General features: G+C 36.9%; 15 protein-coding genes. 14 read left to right on the plus strand and 1 reads right to left on the minus strand.

The features are described 5' to 3' along the window. The 13 genes from BFG57_RS15655 to yihA all read left to right on the plus strand — a co-directional run. Positions 1-658: thiamine pyrophosphate-dependent enzyme (locus BFG57_RS15655; RefSeq protein ID WP_245676776.1), on the plus strand; the 658-nt coding region annotated here is incomplete at its 5' end. After that, positions 655-1,179 (plus strand): acetolactate synthase small subunit, encoded by a 525-nt coding sequence (gene ilvN, locus BFG57_RS15660; protein WP_069718429.1) that lies wholly within the window; start codon positions 655-657, stop codon positions 1,177-1,179. The genes BFG57_RS15655 and ilvN, both read left to right, overlap by 4 nt. 45 nt (positions 1,180-1,224) lie before the next feature. Next, positions 1,225-2,250 carry a ketol-acid reductoisomerase gene (gene ilvC, locus BFG57_RS15665; RefSeq protein ID WP_069718430.1) on the plus strand — a complete coding sequence of 342 codons (1,026 nt, stop codon included), beginning with the start codon at positions 1,225-1,227 and terminating at the stop codon, positions 2,248-2,250. Beyond that, positions 2,237-3,784 (plus strand): 2-isopropylmalate synthase, encoded by a 1,548-nt coding sequence (locus BFG57_RS15670; RefSeq protein ID WP_069718431.1) that lies wholly within the window; start codon positions 2,237-2,239, stop codon positions 3,782-3,784. Before ilvC ends, BFG57_RS15670 begins: the two co-directional genes overlap by 14 nt. A 23-nt stretch (positions 3,785-3,807) precedes the next feature. Continuing rightward, positions 3,808-4,917, plus strand: coding sequence for a 3-isopropylmalate dehydrogenase (leuB, locus tag BFG57_RS15675; protein WP_069718432.1), 1,110 nt, complete (start codon positions 3,808-3,810; stop codon positions 4,915-4,917). Between the two features lie 248 nt (positions 4,918-5,165). Beyond that, complete coding sequence (leuC, locus tag BFG57_RS15680; protein ID WP_069718433.1) at positions 5,166-6,581, plus strand: 3-isopropylmalate dehydratase large subunit; 1,416 nt, start codon at positions 5,166-5,168, stop codon at positions 6,579-6,581. Positions 6,582-6,656: 75 nt separating this feature from the next. Then, positions 6,657-7,238 (plus strand): 3-isopropylmalate dehydratase small subunit, encoded by a 582-nt coding sequence (gene leuD / locus BFG57_RS15685; RefSeq protein WP_069718434.1) that lies wholly within the window; start codon positions 6,657-6,659, stop codon positions 7,236-7,238. 219 nt (positions 7,239-7,457) lie between these two features. Next, complete coding sequence (locus tag BFG57_RS15690) at positions 7,458-8,465, plus strand: tetratricopeptide repeat protein (RefSeq protein ID WP_069718435.1); 1,008 nt, start codon at positions 7,458-7,460, stop codon at positions 8,463-8,465. A gap of 310 nt (positions 8,466-8,775) precedes the next feature. Continuing rightward, on the plus strand, positions 8,776-10,068 hold the full coding sequence (gene tig / locus BFG57_RS15695; protein WP_069718436.1) for a trigger factor: 1,293 nt from the start codon (positions 8,776-8,778) through the stop codon (positions 10,066-10,068). A gap of 567 nt (positions 10,069-10,635) precedes the next feature. Further along, a complete protein-coding gene (gene clpX / locus BFG57_RS15700) occupies positions 10,636-11,910 on the plus strand; it encodes an ATP-dependent protease ATP-binding subunit ClpX (RefSeq protein WP_069718437.1) in 1,275 nt (424 codons plus the stop codon). Between the two features lie 178 nt (positions 11,911-12,088). Further along, positions 12,089-13,762, plus strand: a complete 1,674-nt coding sequence (gene lonB / locus BFG57_RS15705; RefSeq protein ID WP_069718438.1) for an ATP-dependent protease LonB — start codon at positions 12,089-12,091, stop codon at positions 13,760-13,762. A 284-nt stretch (positions 13,763-14,046) separates the two neighbouring features. After that, a complete protein-coding gene (gene lon, locus BFG57_RS15710; RefSeq protein WP_069718439.1) occupies positions 14,047-16,389 on the plus strand; it encodes an endopeptidase La in 2,343 nt (780 codons plus the stop codon). Then, on the plus strand, positions 16,376-16,957 hold the full coding sequence (yihA, locus tag BFG57_RS15715; protein ID WP_069718440.1) for a ribosome biogenesis GTP-binding protein YihA/YsxC: 582 nt from the start codon (positions 16,376-16,378) through the stop codon (positions 16,955-16,957). Before lon ends, yihA begins: the two co-directional genes overlap by 14 nt. A gap of 148 nt (positions 16,958-17,105) precedes the next feature. On the opposite strand, the gene BFG57_RS15720 is transcribed toward yihA, so the two are convergent. Continuing rightward, positions 17,106-17,591 carry a LiaI-LiaF-like domain-containing protein gene (locus tag BFG57_RS15720; RefSeq protein WP_069718441.1) on the minus strand — a complete coding sequence of 162 codons (486 nt, stop codon included), beginning with the start codon at positions 17,589-17,591 and terminating at the stop codon, positions 17,106-17,108. Between the two features lie 567 nt (positions 17,592-18,158). Here BFG57_RS15720 and hemA point away from each other — a divergent pair. Further along, the gene (hemA, locus tag BFG57_RS15725; RefSeq protein ID WP_069718442.1) at positions 18,159-19,529 is read left to right on the plus strand and encodes a glutamyl-tRNA reductase; all 1,371 of its coding nucleotides are present in this window, start codon (positions 18,159-18,161) and stop codon (positions 19,527-19,529) included. Positions 19,530-19,536 lie beyond the last annotated feature (7 nt).

Here is a 19,536-nt window from a genome sequence, read left to right on the forward strand (position 1 = left end):
GCGAAAGAAGCTTCATAATTGGAAAGAAGAGTATCCATTAGTGTACAAAAAAGCCGTTCCATTACTCAAACCACAGCGATTAATACAAATGATTCATGAAGCTACACAGGGGGATGCTATTGTTACGACTGATGTAGGTCAGCATCAAATGTGGGCGGCACAATATTATTCCTTTAATAAACCGAACCATTGGGTAACTTCTGGTGGATTAGGAACAATGGGGTTTGGTCTTCCAGCAGCAATTGGAGCACAACTTGCAAAGAAAGATGCAACGGTTATCGCAATTGTGGGTGATGGAGGGTTCCAAATGACAAATCAGGAGCTAACGATTATGGCAGAGCGTAATTTACCTGTGAAAGTGGTTATCGTAAATAATCAAAGGCTTGGTATGGTTCGTCAGTGGCAAGAGCTATTTTTCGATAAACGCTATTCACATTCTGTAATCGATTCTCAACCAGATTTTGTGAAGTTAGCAGACGCATATGGAGTTAAAGGCTTCCGGGCAGAAACGGAAGAAGAAGCAAAGGAAACTTTGCAAAGAGCACTTGAAATTAACAGTCCAGTGTTAATTGATTTTAGAGTAACAGAAGAAGAAAATGTGTATCCGATGGTAGCACCAGGTAAAGGATTACACGAAATGGTGGGGGTGAAATTATGAAAAGAATTGTAACAGCGACAGTGAACAATCATTCTGGGGTCTTAAACCGAATCACTAGTCTTTTCTCGCGTCGAGGTTACAACATTGAGAGTATTACTGTTGGTCATACTGAAACACCTGAAATTTCTCGAATGACATTCGTAGTTAATGTAGATGACAAACAGAAAGCAGAACAGCTCACAAAGCAATTAAATAAGCAGATCGATGTGATCAAAGTACAAGATATAACTGAGCAGCCTATGGTAGCAAGGGAGTTGGCATTAATAAGAGTCCTTACTACTGCACAAACCCGAAGTGAAATCACAGGCTTGATTGCTCCTTTCCGTGCCACAATTGTTGATGTCAGTAAAACCACAATGGTTGTGCAAGCAACTGGAGATTCTGAAAAAATTGAAGCACTCATTGAGTTATTAAGGCCATATGGCATTAAGGATATCGCAAGAACAGGAACAACTGCATTTACACGTGGTTCACTGACAAAGGCAACATCAGATAATAAACCTGTAAGTATTATTAATTAATTTATATAAAAATAACAATTAACTATGAAAAGGGAGAGATTTATAATGGCAAAAGTTTATTACAATGGAGACGCAAATGAAACGTTATTAAATAATAAGAAAGTAGCTATCATTGGATATGGTTCTCAAGGTCATGCTCACGCCTTGAACTTAAAAGAAAGTGGAGTAGATGTAGTAGTAGGTCTTCGTCCAGGTAAGTCATGGGATCAGGCTGTTGAAGATGGTCACCAAGTAGTAAGTGTTAAAGAAGCTGCAGCAATTGCAGATATCGTTATGATTCTTTTACCAGACGAATATCAGCCGAAAGTCTATGAAACTGAGATTAAAGAAGGTCTACAAGAAGGAAATGCCTTAGTATTTGCCCATGGATTTAATATTCATTTTAATCAAATTGTTCCACCTGAAAATGTAGATGTATTTCTTGTAGCACCGAAGGGTCCTGGTCATTTAGTAAGAAGAACATATACTGAAGGTGCAGGAGTGCCGGCATTAATTGGTATCTTCCAAGATAAAACGGGTCAAGCAAAAGACATTGCACTTGCTTATGCTAAAGTAATTGGATCTGCGCGTGCAGGAGTACTTGAAACAACGTTCCAAGAAGAGACGGAAACTGATTTGTTCGGTGAGCAAGCTGTACTTTGTGGTGGTTTATCATCACTTGTTAAAGCAGGTTTTGAAACGCTTGTTGAAGCAGGGTATCAGCCCGAAGTAGCATATTTTGAATGTCTTCATGAGCTGAAGTTAATCGTTGATTTAATGTACGAAGGTGGTCTTGAAGGTATGCGTTATTCTATTTCTGATACTGCACAGTGGGGTGACTTCGTATCAGGGCCGCGAGTAGTTGACGATCGCGTGAAAGCAAATATGAAAGAAGTATTAGAAGATATTCAAACTGGTAAATTCGCTAAAGGATGGATTCTTGAAAATCAAGCTAATCGCCCTGAGTTTACAGCTATTAATGCAAATGAAAATAAACATCTTATTGAAGAAGTAGGTCGTGAACTACGTGAAATGATGCCATTCGTAAAAGCTAAAAAATCTAAGGAAGTGGTCAGCAGTGCGAAAAATTAGCATATTTGATACAACTCTTCGAGACGGTGAGCAATCTGCAGGTGTGAACCTTAACTTTACTGAAAAGCTGGAAGTAGCGAGACAGCTTGAACGTTTAGGAGTAGACGTCATGGAAGCTGGTTTTCCAGCATCTTCAAAAGGTGATTTCCGTGCAGTTCAAGAAATTGCCAAACGTATTCGAGGTTGTTCAATTACAGGTTTATCTCGTTCAAATCAGAAAGATATTGACACATCATGGGAGGCTTTAAAAGGGGGCGCAGAGCCGCGTCTCCATCTTTTTATCGCAACATCACCAATTCATATGAAATATAAGTTGCGTAAGTCACCCGAAGAAGTTATTGAATCTGCGATAGAATCTGTTAAATATGCTTCTAAAAAATTTCCGATTATCCAGTTTTCTGCAGAAGATGCGTGTCGTACAGAACTGCCTTTCTTAGCTAAAGTAGTAAAAGAAGTCATTGATGCTGGTGCTCAAGTAATTAATATTCCAGATACGGTTGGATACATTACACCTCAAGAATATGGGAATGTATTTACTTATTTAAAGGAAAATGTGTCAAATATTGATAAAGCAATATTGTCGGCTCACTGTCATGATGATCTAGGTATGGCAGTAGCCAATTCCCTTTCAGCAGTTGAACATGGAGCGGATCAACTAGAATGTACGATTAATGGTATTGGTGAGCGTGCTGGAAATGCTTCACTTGAAGAAATTGCTGTTGCTTTGCATATTCGTCAAGATTATTATCAAGCAAATACAGGTTTGCAATTAAATGAAATTATGCGTACGAGTACGTTAGTTAGTAAGTTGACAGGTATGATTGTACCTGCAAATAAAGCAGTGGTTGGAAAAAATGCATTTGCACATGAATCAGGTATTCATCAAGATGGTGTTTTAAAAGAAAAGTCAACGTATGAAATCATCTCACCAGAACTTGTAGGAGTAGCATCTAATTCTATGGTGCTTGGTAAGCACTCAGGGCGACATGCTTTTCGGACTCACATGGAATCATTAGGATATGAAATGTCAGATGAAGAGATGAATCGCTTGTTCATTGCCTTCAAAGAATTAGCAGATAAGAAAAAAGAGATCGCAGATGATGATTTGATGGCATTAGTGACTGAAGAACGACTTGGAGCTGCTACAACTTATTATGAGATGACTGCATTACAAGTTCAATATGGTACAAATAATATTCCAACAGCAACGATTACTTTAAAAGATCCAGAAGGAAATGAATTACAAGAGGCAAATACAGGATCTGGAAGTGTTGAAGCGATCTATAATACGCTAGAGAGAATGATTGAGTCACCGGTTAGATTGGATGATTATCGTATCCAAGCAAATACAGGTGGTCGTGATGCATTAGCTGAAGTATATGTATCTGTTAATTTCCGAAATAAATCCTCAAGAGGTCGTGGGACAGCGCAAGATGTGTTAGAAGCATCAGCAAAGGCTTACTTGAATGCTATAAATCGTGTCTTACTTCAAGAACAATGGCATGAAGAGAATCGTAAGGTTGTAAAAAAGTAGGAGCGAATGGAGGCATTATATTAATGAAGAAACAAATCGCAATTTTGCCTGGAGATGGAATAGGGAAAGAGATTATTTCTAGTGCTATCACTGTACTTAATGAAATTGCTAACCTGTTCGATCATGACTTCTCTTATGAGTATGCAAGAATTGGTGGAGAAGCGATTGATATAGACGGCACTCCACTTCCTGAAGAAACGATAAAAGTTTGTAAGGAAAGTGATGCTATTTTACTTGGTGCAGTAGGTGGACCAAAGTGGGATAATAATCCTCCGGATCTAAGACCAGAAAAAGGTTTGTTGGGAATTAGAAAGTCTTTACAATTATTTGCGAACCTTCGTCCAGTAATAGCATTTGATAGTTTGAGTGATGCTTCAACGCTGAAACCGTCTGTCCTTAACGGGACTGATCTTATGATCGTTCGTGAGTTAACAGGTGGCATTTATTTTGGTCAGCCTAGTGAACGACGAAAAGCTAAAAGCGGTGAAGAGATAGCTGTTGATACACTTTATTATTCTAGGGAAGAAATTGAACGAATTGTTCGCAAGGGCTTCGAACTTGCAGCACTACGACGTCGTAAGTTGACTTCTGTTGATAAAGCGAACGTATTAGAATCAAGCCGTATGTGGAGAGAAATTGTAGATGAAATCGCTCATGAGTATCCAGGAGTAGAAGTAAGTCATATGCTTGTCGATAACGCTGCGATGCAACTTATACGTAATCCGAAGCAATTTGATGTTATTGTAACAGAGAACATGTTTGGAGATATTTTAAGTGATGAAGCTGCGATGCTTACAGGTTCACTAGGAATGTTATCATCAGCGAGTTTATCTGCAAATGGACCTGGATTATATGAACCAGCTCATGGTTCAGCACCAGACATTGCAGGTCAAAATAAAGCGAATCCACTAGCTACATTGCTTTCTGTTGCTATGATGTTGAAATATTCTTTTGGAATGAATAATGAAGGAAGTTTAATAGAGAAATCAATTGAATGTGTTCTTGAAGAAGGTTATCGTACTGCCGATCTAGCGGATCATTCTGAACTTATACTTTCTACAGATGAAATGACAAATAAGGTTATTGAAACAATAACAATATTACACAAATCCACAAAGATGTCAGCCAATTAATTGGCTGACATCATTGCTCAATAGACTTTATAATGACGAATTTCTTCCTATTATAATTGTTGAATAAAAAAACTATTAATTTATTTAAGGTTTTTTATAGAATCGCTTTTTGTAATTCATTCGATTTTGCATAAACGTAGAAACTAATAATTTTGACCTAATTTAAAACTAAAGTAGTCAAGGTAAATTAATTGACTAGATGAGAACATTAATATTTTAGTTTTATTTAATAGAAAGGAGATAGAGTTGTGTCAAAACCTAAAACAATTATTGAGAAAATTTGGGATAAACATACTGTGACAGTAGAAGAGGGAAAACCTACACTGTTATATATAGATTTACATCTCGTGCACGAAGTGACATCTCCACAAGCATTTGAAGGTTTGCGTCTTAAGAATCGAAAATTGAGACGACCAGACCTTACATTTGCAACAATGGACCATAATGTTCCGACAGCTGATCGGTATAATATTCAAGATCCAATTGCAAAGAAACAAATTGAAACATTGAGTGATAACTGTGAGCAATTTGGTGTTGAAATTGCAGATTTGAACAGTCCAGACCAAGGGATTGTTCATGTAATTGGTCCTGAACTCGGTTTAACACAGCCAGGCAAAACGATTGTTTGTGGTGACAGTCACACGTCTACTCATGGAGCATTTGGTGCATTAGCGTTTGGTATCGGTACGAGTGAAGTTGAACACGTACTTGCAACGCAGACACTTTGGCAATTGAAACCAAAGACTATGCAAGTTAAAGTGACCGGTAAGTTACAAGCAGGAGTGACAGCGAAGGATGTAATTCTAGCTGTAATTGGGAAACACGGTGTAGATTTCGGTACAGGTTATGTAATTGAATATACTGGTGATGTAATTAGAAGCATGAGTATGGAACAACGAATGACAATTTGTAACATGTCCATTGAAGGTGGAGCTAAAGCAGGATTAATTAGCCCTGACGATATTACTTTTGATTATCTTCGAGGTCGTAAACATGTGCCACAAGGAGAAGAATTCGATAAAGCCGTTAAAGAGTGGGAATCTCTATCAACGGATGATGGTGCTCAATATGACAGGGTTATCGAGCTAAAAGGAGAAGACATTGAACCACAAGTCACATGGGGAACGAATCCATCTATGTGTGTGGCAATCAATGATGTTGTTCCATCTCCAAATGATTATTCATCAGAAACAGATCAAGTGGCAACGAAACAAGCGCTTGAATATATGAAATTAGAGGCAGGTACACCAATAAGTGAAATTGAAATACAACATGTATTTATTGGATCATGTACGAACTCACGAATTAGTGATCTACGTGCTGCTGCAAAAATTGTAAAAGGGAGAAATGTTGCTTCTCATGTACGTGCACTTGTAGTACCTGGATCACAAAAAATCAAGCTTCAAGCTGAGCAAGAGGGATTAGATAAAGTCTTCATTGAAGCCGGTTTCGATTGGAGAGAGTCTGGTTGTAGTATGTGTTTAGGAATGAACCCTGATACTGTTCCAGAAGGTGAACGATGTGCTTCAACGTCAAACAGAAACTTTGAAGGACGACAAGGAAAAGGTGCACGTACACATTTGGTTAGTCCTGAAATGGCGGCTGCTGCAGCAATTGAAGGACGTTTTGTTGACGTACGAAAATACGAACAACAATATGTTTAATGAAGTCACTATTTTGAAATGAATTTTTGAAATATATAAGGAAAAGACATAAGTTCAGAAGGAGGAGTGAGTCACATGGAACCAATTGTAGTCCATTATGGAAAGGTGGCACCGATGCCACGAGTTAATGTCGATACAGATCAAATCATCCCAAAACAATTTTTAAAGCGTGTGGAACGGACGGGGTTTGGGAAGTTTTTATTTTTTGATTGGAGATTTAATGCAGATGGAAGTGATAATGACCAATTTGAATTGAATCAGTTAGAAAACAAAGGTACATCTATATTAGTAGCGGGTCCAAATTTTGGGTGTGGTTCTTCTCGTGAACATGCACCATGGGCACTACAAGATTATGGGTTTAGAGTCATCATTGCGCCATCATTTGCTGATATTTTTTATAATAATTGTTTGAAAAATGGTATTCTACCAATTCGTTTAGATGAACAACATGTGAAAGAGTTACAAAACAAGGCAACAGTTTCTAACTATAAACTTAAAGTTGATTTGCAAGAACAGAAGGTTGTGGATGATAGCGGATTTGAAAGCACGTTCGTAATAGATGGATATTGGAAAGAGATGCTACTTAATGGTTGGGATGAAATTGATGTTACATTAAATTATGAACAACAGATTTCTGTCTTTGAAGCAAACCGTTAAGTGAATGACCTCAGCAGCAAATTGCTGAGGTCTTTATTTTGGTGATATAGCTACTATTATTTTATATTGCTATGCTAGATAAATAGCAATATAAAATAATAGTAGCAATCAGAGTGAGATATACTAATGAGAGTAATTAACTGTTCCCTTACTTGTCTTTTTAAGTTGGAATTGCTACACTGATACCGATATATCGGCTAATTAGAAGAGGCGATGCAAATGAAAAAAAAGAAAAACTCAAAGGTTGTAGCATTTCCTAATCTGGAAGAAAGACTTCTTAAGTTAGGAATGGAGCAGCTGGATAATAAAAATTACAGTCGTGCATTGGAATATTTCCAACAGCTTCAGGAGCATAATTTTTATCAAGAAGCAGAAGTAGGTATTGTTCTTTGTTTGTTAGAGTTAGGCATGCTAAACGATGCAAAGGAGAAATGTAAGGAACTATTAAATAAAGGGATTGGCGACTATTTTGAAGTCTTACACATTTATACAACGATATTGATGCAGTTGAAGGAATATTCCGAAATAGTTGTTACGTTAGAAACTGTACTTCAAGAGCATCCCCCACCAAAGGAATATGCAGAATCAATCTATCATTTGCTTCAATTGGGGAGAAAGCTAAATAAAACAGAATTTAATAATGATACACAAATGGTAGATGTAGACCATGTTGACGATGAATTAGGGTTATTAAAATTAGATAGTATAGCTGAACAAATAACGTTAGTTCAAAAATTACAGACAGCTAACCTACGTCCTTATTTAAATGAAATAGAACAATTTTTAGGTGATAATAGCTCTCATCCGTTTGTACAAGCTCTTTTATTGCAATTACTTAAAGAACAAGAAGTTGACATGATGATAACAGTGCGGAAGTTTGGGGAAGCAGTTATTGTTAATCCAGTTAACATTCCGTATGCTAATGAGCAAGGTTTTGAAAGTGACGTACATACAGCTTTAGAAGCACAGCTTGGGCAAAACAATCCTGTTTTGTTTGAACTAGTAGTTGAATTATGGCAACGAACGGTTCTTATGCGTTATCCGTTGTCGTTTGTTCCGCATAATGCACAAGTGTGGGCAGCTGCTCTTTATAAGTTAGGGTATGAAATGCAAGGTATTAGCTTGTCTATTGAAGAATTGAATGAACATTATGTAGTAGGTGAAACTGATTTAAACGAAGCCTTATCAATTTTGTTAGAAGTAGAAAGAATTGAGTTAAATCACTGACCAGAGTTAAAATGAATCTATGTTTTTTATATTGATCATAGACTGCTTACTATAAAATGATTCACCTCTCCGATTAGGTGTAGGTTGTGATCTGAGTCAAGTTAATTGTATCTATTGAAACGATTATTTTTCATGTTATAATATAATGGTTGTAGATATGTGACTAATATACAAAATTCGTCTTTGTTTTATTACATGTGTGTTTCTCACAATGGTGAGAATGAACGATAAGATGAATGACTGACATGAATCTCGTTTTGGGTAAATGTCATTAATTAGTAGATAATAATAGATGTTGGAGGGAAAAAATATGGCTGCTAAGTGGGAAAAATTAGAAGGCAACCAAGTTAAGTTGACAGTAGAGGTAGAAGCGGAACAAGTGAGCAAAGCACTTGATCAAGCATTTAAAAAAGTTGTAAAACAAATTAACGTTCCAGGTTTCCGTAAAGGGAAAATGCCACGTTTTATGTTTGAACAACGTTTTGGTGTAGAATCTCTTTATCAAGACGCTGTAGATATTATGTTACCAGAAGCTTACAGTGCTGCAATCGATGAGACTGGTATCACTCCAGTAGCTCAACCAGAAGATATTGATGTTGAACAAATCGAAAAAGGTAAAGAATTTATCTTTACAGCGACTGTTACAGTTAAGCCAGAAGTTGAACTTGGAGAATATAAAGGCTTAGAAGTTGAAGAAATGAATGCTGAAGTGACAGATGAAGACGTAGACGACGAACTGAAGCGTCTACAAGAGCAAAATGCTGAATTAGTTGTAAAAGAAGAAGGTACAGTTGAGAAAGGTGATACTGTCGTAATTGACTTCAAAGGTTTTGTTGATGGTGAAGCATTCGAAGGTGGGGAATCTGAAAACTACTCACTAGAAATTGGTTCAGGTCAATTCATTCCTGGATTTGAAGAGCAAATCGAAGGGATGGCTACTGGTGAAGAAAAGGACGTTGAAGTATCTTTCCCAGAAGAATACCATGCTGAAGAACTTGCAGGAAAACCAGCGAAATTTGAAGTGAAGCTTCATGAAATTAAAACAAAACAACTTCCAGAACTTGATGATGAGTTCGCGAAAGATGTAGACGAAGAAGTTGAAACTTTAGCAGGTTTAAAAGATAAGCTAAACGAGCAAATTAAAGAACGTAAAGAGCGCGAAGCAGATACAAGTATGCGTGACCAACTTGTTGAAAAAGCTGCAGAAAATGCAACGATTGACGTTCCAGAAGCAATGATCGATACAGAGATTGAGCAAATGATGAGTGAATTTGAGCAGCGTTTGCAAATGCAAGGTATGAACCTTGAAATGTACTTCCAATTCTCTGGTCAAGATGAGAATGCCCTTCGTGAGCAAATGAAAGAAGATGCTAATAAGCGTGTTCGTACAAACTTAACTTTAGAAGCGATTGCGATTGCTGAAAATGTAGAAGCTTCTGAGGAAGATGTTAAGGAAGAGCTTGATAAGATGGCTGAAATGTATCAAACATCTGTTGATGAGCTTACGAAAATGCTTGGTGGTTCATCTGACCGTGTGAAGGAAGACCTTAAAATCCGTAAAGCAATTGATTTCCTTGTAGAGAATCGTAAAGTAGCTGCATAAGATTATATTATAAATAAAACAAGGCGCGAATTACTCGTGCCTTGTTTTACAATATAATAAGCTTTAAGTAGTTATAGGTTGCTGTTATGAAAAAGGTTCTACACCTTCTTTTGCTTCAAATTGAAATTGTACTGAATGCGCATGGCTTATCATTAACTTGCCAAGATAAATCAAAATTAACTTCCTCTACATGTTTAAAAGTCTATCTTTCATGATAACTTATAGAAAGGGAACAAATTAAAAAGTTTTCTTCAAGATAAAGGAAAAATGAAGATCAATGGCTAATAGGAATGTAAGGAGGATAATTTTCTGCATCAAGCATATTTTTCATTTTTTGCAGATACTATTGATTAAGAGGAGACATACTTTTTTTATGAAGCTGTTTCATACATAATTTGGTGCGAAGTTGGATCGCTACCGCTCTTTTCAGTTACTATGGTACAATGCAATACATAATCAATTTGGTGAAGACGGACAAGTGACTTTTGGAGTTTTTAATTGAATTTAATACTCCAAATCACCTGAGGCTTTTGGCTTTCCGAGTTAATATTTGCAAGGGGTGATTTTATGTTTAAATTTAACGAAGAAAAAGGACAATTAAAGTGTTCATTTTGTGGTAAAACGCAAGACCAAGTTCGTAAATTAGTGGCGGGTCCTGGTGTATATATATGCGATGAGTGTATTGAGCTTTGTACAGAAATCGTAGAAGAGGAATTAGGTACGGAAGAAGAAGTAGAATTTAAAGATGTACCAAAACCACGTGAGATTCGAGAAATTTTAGATGACTACGTAATCGGACAAGACCAAGCTAAGAAGAATTTGTCTGTTGCAGTCTACAATCATTATAAGCGTATTAATTCCAACAGTAAGATTGATGAAGTTGAACTTTCTAAAAGTAATATTGCTATGATTGGACCAACAGGAAGCGGTAAAACGTTACTAGCACAGACGTTAGCAAGAATCTTGAATGTACCATTTGCAATTGCAGATGCAACTTCTCTAACAGAAGCTGGATATGTAGGTGAAGATGTTGAGAATATTCTCTTAAAGCTTATCCAAGCAGCTGATTACGATGTAGAGAAAGCAGAAAAAGGTATAATCTACATTGATGAAATTGATAAAGTTGCTCGTAAGTCTGAAAACCCATCTATTACTAGAGATGTTTCTGGAGAAGGTGTACAGCAAGCGTTATTGAAAATCTTGGAAGGTACAGTTGCTAGCGTTCCTCCACAAGGTGGACGTAAGCATCCACACCAAGAATTCATTCAAATTGACACGACGAATATTTTGTTTATTTGTGGTGGCGCATTTGATGGAATTGATCAAATTATTAAACGTCGTCTTGGGAAAAAAGTCATTGGGTTTGGCTCAGATACTACACAAGAAGACCTTGACCATGGTGCACTACTTTCCAAAGTATTACCAGAAGATTTGCTTCGTTACGGTCTAATCCCTGAATTTATCGGTCGTCTACCTGTAATTGGTAGTCTAGAGCCGTTGGATGAAGGCGCATTAGTCGAAATCCTAACGAAACCTAAAAACGCTCTTGTAAAACAATATCAGAAGCTTCTTGAGTTAGATGATGTTGAATTAGAATTTGAAGAGGGTGCGTTAAAAGAAATTGCTAAGAAGGCAATTGAACGTAAGACAGGTGCTCGTGGTCTTCGTTCCATTATTGAAGGCATCATGCTTGATGTAATGTATGATTTACCTTCGCGTGAAGACATTGAAAAGTGTATCATCAATGCTGAAACTGTAGAAGGTAATGCAAAACCTCAATTAGTATTAGAGGATGGTACAATTCTTGACCTTAATCAAGAAACACCACGTGAAAGTGCATAATTAAATTAGAAGCCAACTGAGTAAATCTCAGTTGGCTTTTCACGTATAACAAAAATGTTTTGAAGTTACATTCATAATTACTTGTTTTTTCCATAAACCTTCAATTTTGTGTTGGTTTAGTATTACTTCCCTCGGGAGATACTAATGTTTAACTAGCAATAAAAGCAGGAGGTTTATTATGAATTGGACAGGAATTGCGTTATTTATCCAACTATTCTTCGGTGTTGTAATTGGGATGTATTTTTGGAATTTACTAAGAAACCAACGAACGCAGAAAGTATCAATTGATAAAGAGTCACGTAAAGAAATGGAAGAGCTAAGGAGGCTCCGTTCTATCTCATTGTCAGAACCACTATCAGAAAAAGTCCGTCCAAAATCATTTGATGATGTTATCGGGCAAGAAGATGGGATACGTGCCCTTAAGGCAGCTTTGTGTGGTCCAAATCCACAGCATGTATTAATCTATGGACCTCCAGGAGTTGGTAAGACAGCTGCGGCAAGACTTGTATTGGAAGAAGCGAAGAAAAACGAACGTTCTCCATTTAAGCAGAATGCTGTTTTCGTTGAATTAGATGCAACGACAGCTCGGTTCGATGAACGTGGAATTGCTGACCCACTTATTGGCTCAGTACATGATCCTATCTATCAAGGAGCAGGTGCAATGGGGCAAGCAGGCATTCCTCAACCGAAACAAGGTGCAGTTACACATGCACATGGAGGTGTCTTATTCATCGATGAGATTGGTGAATTACACCCAGTGCAAATGAATAAGATGTTAAAGGTATTAGAAGATCGGAAAGTGTATTTGGAAAGTGCCTATTATAATGAAGAAAATCATCAAATTCCAAACCACATTCATGATATCTTTAAAAATGGTTTACCAGCTGATTTTCGAATGGTTGGAGCGACGACTCGTACACCAGATGAAATACCTCCTGCAATTCGTTCCCGTTGTTTAGAAATCTTTTTTCGTCCGCTCGATAAGGAAGAAGTTATTTGTATCGCAAGAGGTGCAGTAGATAAGATTGGACTCAAGGTTGATGAAACTTGCTTAGCGTTACTTGCAAAATATGCAAAAAATGGGCGGGAAGCTGTTAACCTTATCCAAATAGCAAGTGGTTTAGCAATTAATGAAAAAAGGGAAGAGATTTTACAAAAGGATATTGAATGGGTTGTGCAATCAAGTCAACTAACGCCACGTTGGGAGCGTTCTATTCATAGTGAATCACGTGAAGGTCTTGTAAATGGCTTAGCGGTATTTGGTCCAAATACAGGTGCTTTATTAGAACTTGAAGTGACAGCTTTACCAGCTGTAAAGGAAGGAAACATTACGATTACAGGAATTGTTGAAGAAGAGAGTATAGGAAATCAGGCGAAATCAATACGGAGAAAAAGTATGGTGAAAGGTTCTGTAGAGAATGTAATGACAGTGTTGACAGCGATGGGTTACATCAAAAGGGATTATGATATTCATATTAACTTCCCTGGAGGTGTACCTGTTGATGGCCCATCTGCAGGTATCGCAATCGCTACTGGTGTATTTTCAGCAATTCAACGCATACCAGTCCAAAACACAGTTGCGATGACGGGCGAGATAAGCATTTATGGAAATGTTAAACCTGTCGGTGGAGTTCCAGCTAAGATTAAGGCAGCTCAGCAAGCAGGAGCCAAAACTGTACTTATTCCAAAGGATAATGACCAAGAGATGTTCAAAGATTTCACTGGAATTACAATTATACCAGTTACGCATTTGCATGAAGTATTCCAACATTCTCTAATTGAAGCACCAAATGAGGAGGGGCAAGCAGTTCCTGCATCAGGTGCAGTTTCTTCTCAATCTCAATCAGTTTAGAAATGCTATTTGGGAGCTTGGTTATCTTCAACCAAGTTCCCTTCAATGTTTGCTTGTTTTTATAATATGTATAAGTGAGGTAGAGAGAATAACTGATTTGAGTTAAAAAGGTGAAGTTATTATTTAGAGGAAAATACTTTATTCAAGAAGCTAATATGTATCGTTATACGAAGTTCCACACTATTTTTCTTATTCTTCTTAATAGACAAACCTTGACGAAATAAGATAGAATTGTACAAAGGTTTAATTAGTTTTGTCCGTTTAGATTTGGAGGTGTAAGGTTTATGGCGAAAAAGACGGAAATGATGGAAATGACGATTCCGCTTCTGCCACTGCGCGGACTACTTGTGTATCCATCAATGGTATTACATCTGGATGTGGGACGCGATAAGTCTGTACAAGCATTAGAGAAAGCGATGGTAAATGATCACATTATTTTCCTTGTTACACAAAAGGAAGTCGGCGTGAATGAGCCAGATATAGAGGATATGTATGAGGTTGGTACAATTGCGAAAGTAAAGCAAATGCTAAAATTGCCAAATGGTACTATTCGTGTTTTAGTAGAAGGTCTTTATCGTGGTCGCATTGTAGAATATACGAATGAAGATGAATATTTTGAAGTAAATATTGAGCAAATTGAAGAAGAATCTACAAACGATGTAGAAGAAGAAGCACTAATGCGTGCATTACTCAATCAATTTGAACAGTACATAAAACTTTCCAAGAAGATTTCTGCAGAAACATTTGCTTCTGTTTCTGATATTGATGAACCTGGTCGTATGGCTGACCTTATAGCTTCACATTTATCATTAAAGATTAAAGAAAAGCAAGAGATTCTTGAAACAACCAATGTTCAAGAACGTATTGAGTCGTTAATTACGATTATTAATAATGAAAAAGAAGTTCTAGGTCTTGAAAAAAAGATAAGTAAACGTGTAAAGCGTTCAATGGAACGTACTCAAAAAGAGTATTACTTACGTGAACAAATGAAGGCTATTCAGAAAGAACTTGGTGATAAAGATGGCAAAGCAGGTGAAGTTGCTGAATTAAAGAAGATGATTGAAGATAAAGGAATGCCTAAAAGGGTTGAAGAAGCTGCCCTAAAGGAACTTGATCGTTTTGAGAAGATTCCTAATACTTCTGCTGAAAGTTCAGTTATTCGCAACTACATCGATTGGATCTTAGCCTTACCTTGGAGTGAAGAAACAACAGATCGATTGAATATTCAAAATGCACAAAAGGTATTGGACGAAGATCATTATGGACTTGAAACAGTGAAAGAGAGAGTGCTCGAATACTTAGCAGTACAGAAGCTGACCAATTCATTAAAAGGGCCAATCCTTTGTTTAGCAGGTCCTCCAGGAGTCGGAAAGACATCACTTGCTCGTTCAATTGCCCGTTCATTAGAGCGTAACTTTGTTCGTGCGTCATTAGGTGGTGTTCGTGATGAAGCTGAAATTCGTGGACACAGACGTACTTATGTTGGAGCGATGCCAGGGCGAATCATCCAAGGGATGAAAAATGCAGGGACAATCAATCCCGTCTTTCTATTGGATGAAATTGATAAGATGTCGAATGATTTTAGGGGAGACCCTTCAGCAGCAATGTTAGAAGTGTTAGATCCTGAACAAAATGGAACTTATAGTGATCATTACATTGAAGAATCATATGATTTATCAAAAGTTATGTTTATCGCAACAGCGAATAATATTAGTACGATCCCAGGTCCATTACTCGACCGAATGGAAGTTATCACGATTGCTGGTTATACGGAAGTAGAGAAGGTGCATATTGCACGTGATCACCTGTTACCTAAGCAAGTGAAGGAACATGGTTTGGAAAAAGGGAAGATCCAAATTCGCGATGAGGCATTACTTAAATTAATACGTGAATATACACGAGAAGCAGGTGTGCGAAACTTAGAGCGACAGATTGCAAAACTATGTAGAAAAGCAGCGAAAGTTATTGTATCTGAGGAGCGCAAACGTGTAATTTACACAGACAAGAACTTAGAGGAGTATTTAGGAAAACCTCGATTCCGTTATGGGCAAGCAGAAATTGTTGACCAAGTAGGTGCAGCAACTGGTCTTGCTTATACATCAGCTGGAGGAGACACTCTTTCGATTGAAGTGTCAATCTATCCTGGGAAGGGCAAGCTCATCTTAACAGGTAAATTAGGAGATGTTATGAAAGAATCTGCACAAGCAGCATTTAGTTATATCCGCTCTCGTGCTGAAGAGTTAGAGATTGATCCTGAGTTTGTTGAGAAAAATGATATTCATATTCATGTCCCTGAAGGAGCAGTTCCAAAGGATGGCCCATCAGCTGGGATTACAATCGCAACGGCATTAATTTCGTCATTGACAAATCGACCTGTACGTAAGGAAGTTGGTATGACAGGTGAAATTACATTGCGTGGTCGCGTGCTACCAATCGGTGGTTTGAAGGAGAAGTCATTAAGTGCTCATCGTGCTGGGTTAACTGAAATTATAATTCCAAAAGATAATGAAAAAGACATTGAAGATATTCCTGAAAGTGTGAGGGAAGGATTGAATTTCATTCCTGTATCACATTTGGATGAAGTATTGAGACACGCATTAGCAGGTGAAAAGAATGAAAGTAACTAAATCAGAATTTATTAAAAGTGCTGTATATCCTGAACATTATCCGGAAGATCATTATCCGGAAATCGCTTTAGCTGGCAGATCAAATGTTGGGAAGTCATCACTTATCAATAAGCTAACGAATCGTAAAAATTTAGCCCGAATATCTTCTAAACCAGGAAAAACGCAGACATTAAATTATTTCTTAATCAATGAATTGCTTTATTTTGTTGATGTACCTGGTTATGGTTTTGCAAAGGTTTCAAAAAAAGAACGTGAAGCATGGGGTAAAATGATGGAAATCTATTTTACCACATCCGAAAAACTTCGAGCAGTTGTACAAATTGTAGACTTACGTCATGCACCATCTAAAGATGATATTACGATGTATGATTTTTTGAAGCATTATGAAATTCCCGTTATCATCGTAGCAACAAAAGCAGATAAAGTTAAAAAGGCTCAGTGGCTAAAACATAAAAAAATCGTTAAAGAAACGTTAAATGTTGATCCACAAGATGAAATTATCCTCTTCTCATCTGAAACAGCTCAAGGTAAAGAAGAAGTTTGGAGAGCAATTCGAGAAAAACTATAAGAGCGTATTCAAAAAGGATGACAAAAGGGCGAAGAAGAACAAGCCGACGCAGTTATTCGACATTCATTCTTCCCGGACTTTTTGAACATCTTCTATAAGAAAAGCCGACATGCAGCATATGTCGGCTTTTCTTTATGTATATGGGTAATTATTTTGATTTGAAAAATAAAATATAAAACCCTAAAGTTATTAAAATTAACGGCCAAATTGAATAGAACCAATTGATTGAAACATTTAAACTAGTAAGGTATTCAGAAATTGAGGTTTCAAATATACCGAATAAAGAGATAATTAAAAAGATGATCCCAGGTAGTATCCCTCTCTTTAATTCTTGATGTTGAAATAAGAAAGCCATACTAAGAAGTAGTGTATAAATTCCCCAGTGAGTAGGCCAAAAATCGAATAAAGTTTGACCATGAAAATGCACGCCAAAACCTGCAAACAGCACACCAGGAAATATACTATAAGCATCCTTTCCTATATAACCTTGAAGCAGAAAAGCAAACCCAATAATTAAAAAGTAAGTTGGCCAAGAAAAAAATTGATTACTATTAAAGGAATCTAATTGATTTAGAAAAAAATAAATTCCCGTGCCAATTAAAATTATGCCAGGAAGTATTCCATATTTCTTCATTAGACTCTTTCACCCTTTCTCTATTCTTTAAAAAGCAAAAAAATAAGATAAAAAAAGTGTGGCAAAACGATTCATGGTGTATGAGCAAAATGTTGTAATCTGACGTTTGCGACATGATAGACTTGAGTGTATAGTCGTATATAGTACTTGTCAACTGAAGCTGTGTTTACATTCAAGTATTTTGAATAATCATAGCAGTAGTAAGTATCTAATACCATTAATTATATAAGGAAAGTTTCTTTATACTATATGACTTTGTTTGTCATTCGCTTGATTCTTAAGTTTGGATTTTGATATGATTGAACATGTAAAATATAGTTACAAGAAATACGTTGTACGTTCGTAATGAATCAAAAGTGCTTATCATTATTTTAAATAGAATATTAGGGAGAAGTTCAAAGCTATTTTCGTGAATTATTTTGAATACCCTCTAATAATTGTTATCATAACACAATAATTTCAAATTCTGTTCATACTTTTGTCACATGTGTAGGAAGAGAGTATGTTATTATTAGTCATAGTTATACATTTCGGATTGGTTATTTATTAGTGGGGGTGTAGAAAGTTATGCACATTCTAGCAGTCGGATTTAATTATAAAACGGCCCCTGTTGAAATACGTGAGAAGCTGACATTTAATGAAGCAAACTTGTCTGAAGCACATAAAACGCTTCGTAAACAGAAGAGCATTTTAGAAAATGTTATTATTTCAACATGTAATCGTACGGAGCTATATGTTGTTGCTGACCAGCTTCATACAGGGCGTTACTATACAAAGGCATTTTTAGCAGAATGGTTTGGTCTTGAGATAGATGAGTTTGCTCCTTTTTTGAAGATCTATGAAAACGAACATGCTATTGAACACCTATTTCGTGTAGCATGTGGACTAGATTCAATGGTTCTTGGAGAAACACAAATTCTCGGTCAAGTACGTGATTCATTTTTGCTTGCCCAACAGGAAAAAACAACAGGAACATTATTCAATCAGCTTTTCAAACAAGCGGTAACTCTTGCAAAACGTTCTCACTTTGAAACAGAAATAGGGGGAAATGCTGTATCAGTTAGTTATGCAGCAGTAGAGCTTAGCAAGCAGATTTTTGGGAGCTTAAATGATAAGCATGTTGTAATTGTTGGTGCTGGAAAAATGGGAGAATTAGCAGCAAAAAACTTGCAAGGTAGTGGTGCTTCAAAAATCACCGTGATTAATCGTACGATTGAGAAGGCTGTCGAATTAGCGAATCGTTTTTCTGGACAAGCAGCTTCACTTGATAACCTTGAAAAATCGCTAATTGAAGGTGATATTTTAATTAGCTCCACAGGCAAAAATGGATACGTTGTTACGAAAGATATGATGAAGAAAGTTGAAAAGCAGCGCAAAGGTCGTCCACTATTTATGGTTGATATCGCTGTGCCTCGTGACTTGGATCCAGAGCTTGACAAGTTAGAAAGTGTATTCTTATACGATATTGATGATTTAGAAGGTATTGTAGAGGCAAATATAGAAGAACGAAAGAAAGCAGCAGAACAAGTTGGGGTAATGATTGAAGCAGAAATTATTGCGTACCAACAATGGATTGATACACTGGGCGTTGTCCCGATTATCTCTTCTCTTCGCAAACGTGCACTTGCTGTGCAAGCAGAGACATTGGACAGCATCGAACGTAAAATTCCAAATCTAACAGAGCGAGAGAAGAAAGTTCTAAATAAGCATACAAAGAGTATCATTAACCAGCTTCTTCGTGAACCAGTAACACGAGCGAAAGAAATTGCGGCACAAGAAGACGCGGAAGACTCTTTGAAGTTATTTATGAAAATCTTCGATTTGGAAGAAGACGTTCAGGCTGAGATTGAATTACAAAAGTCATTAAATAAAGTGGTCATTCCAATTGAAAAAGAAAAGAGATGGACGTTAACGTACCAGACATCGAAACAATCCTAAGAGGAGA

It is taken from the genome of Bacillus solimangrovi (assembly GCF_001742425.1).
Classification (GTDB): domain Bacteria; phylum Bacillota; class Bacilli; order Bacillales; family Bacillaceae_N; genus Bacillus_AV; species Bacillus_AV solimangrovi.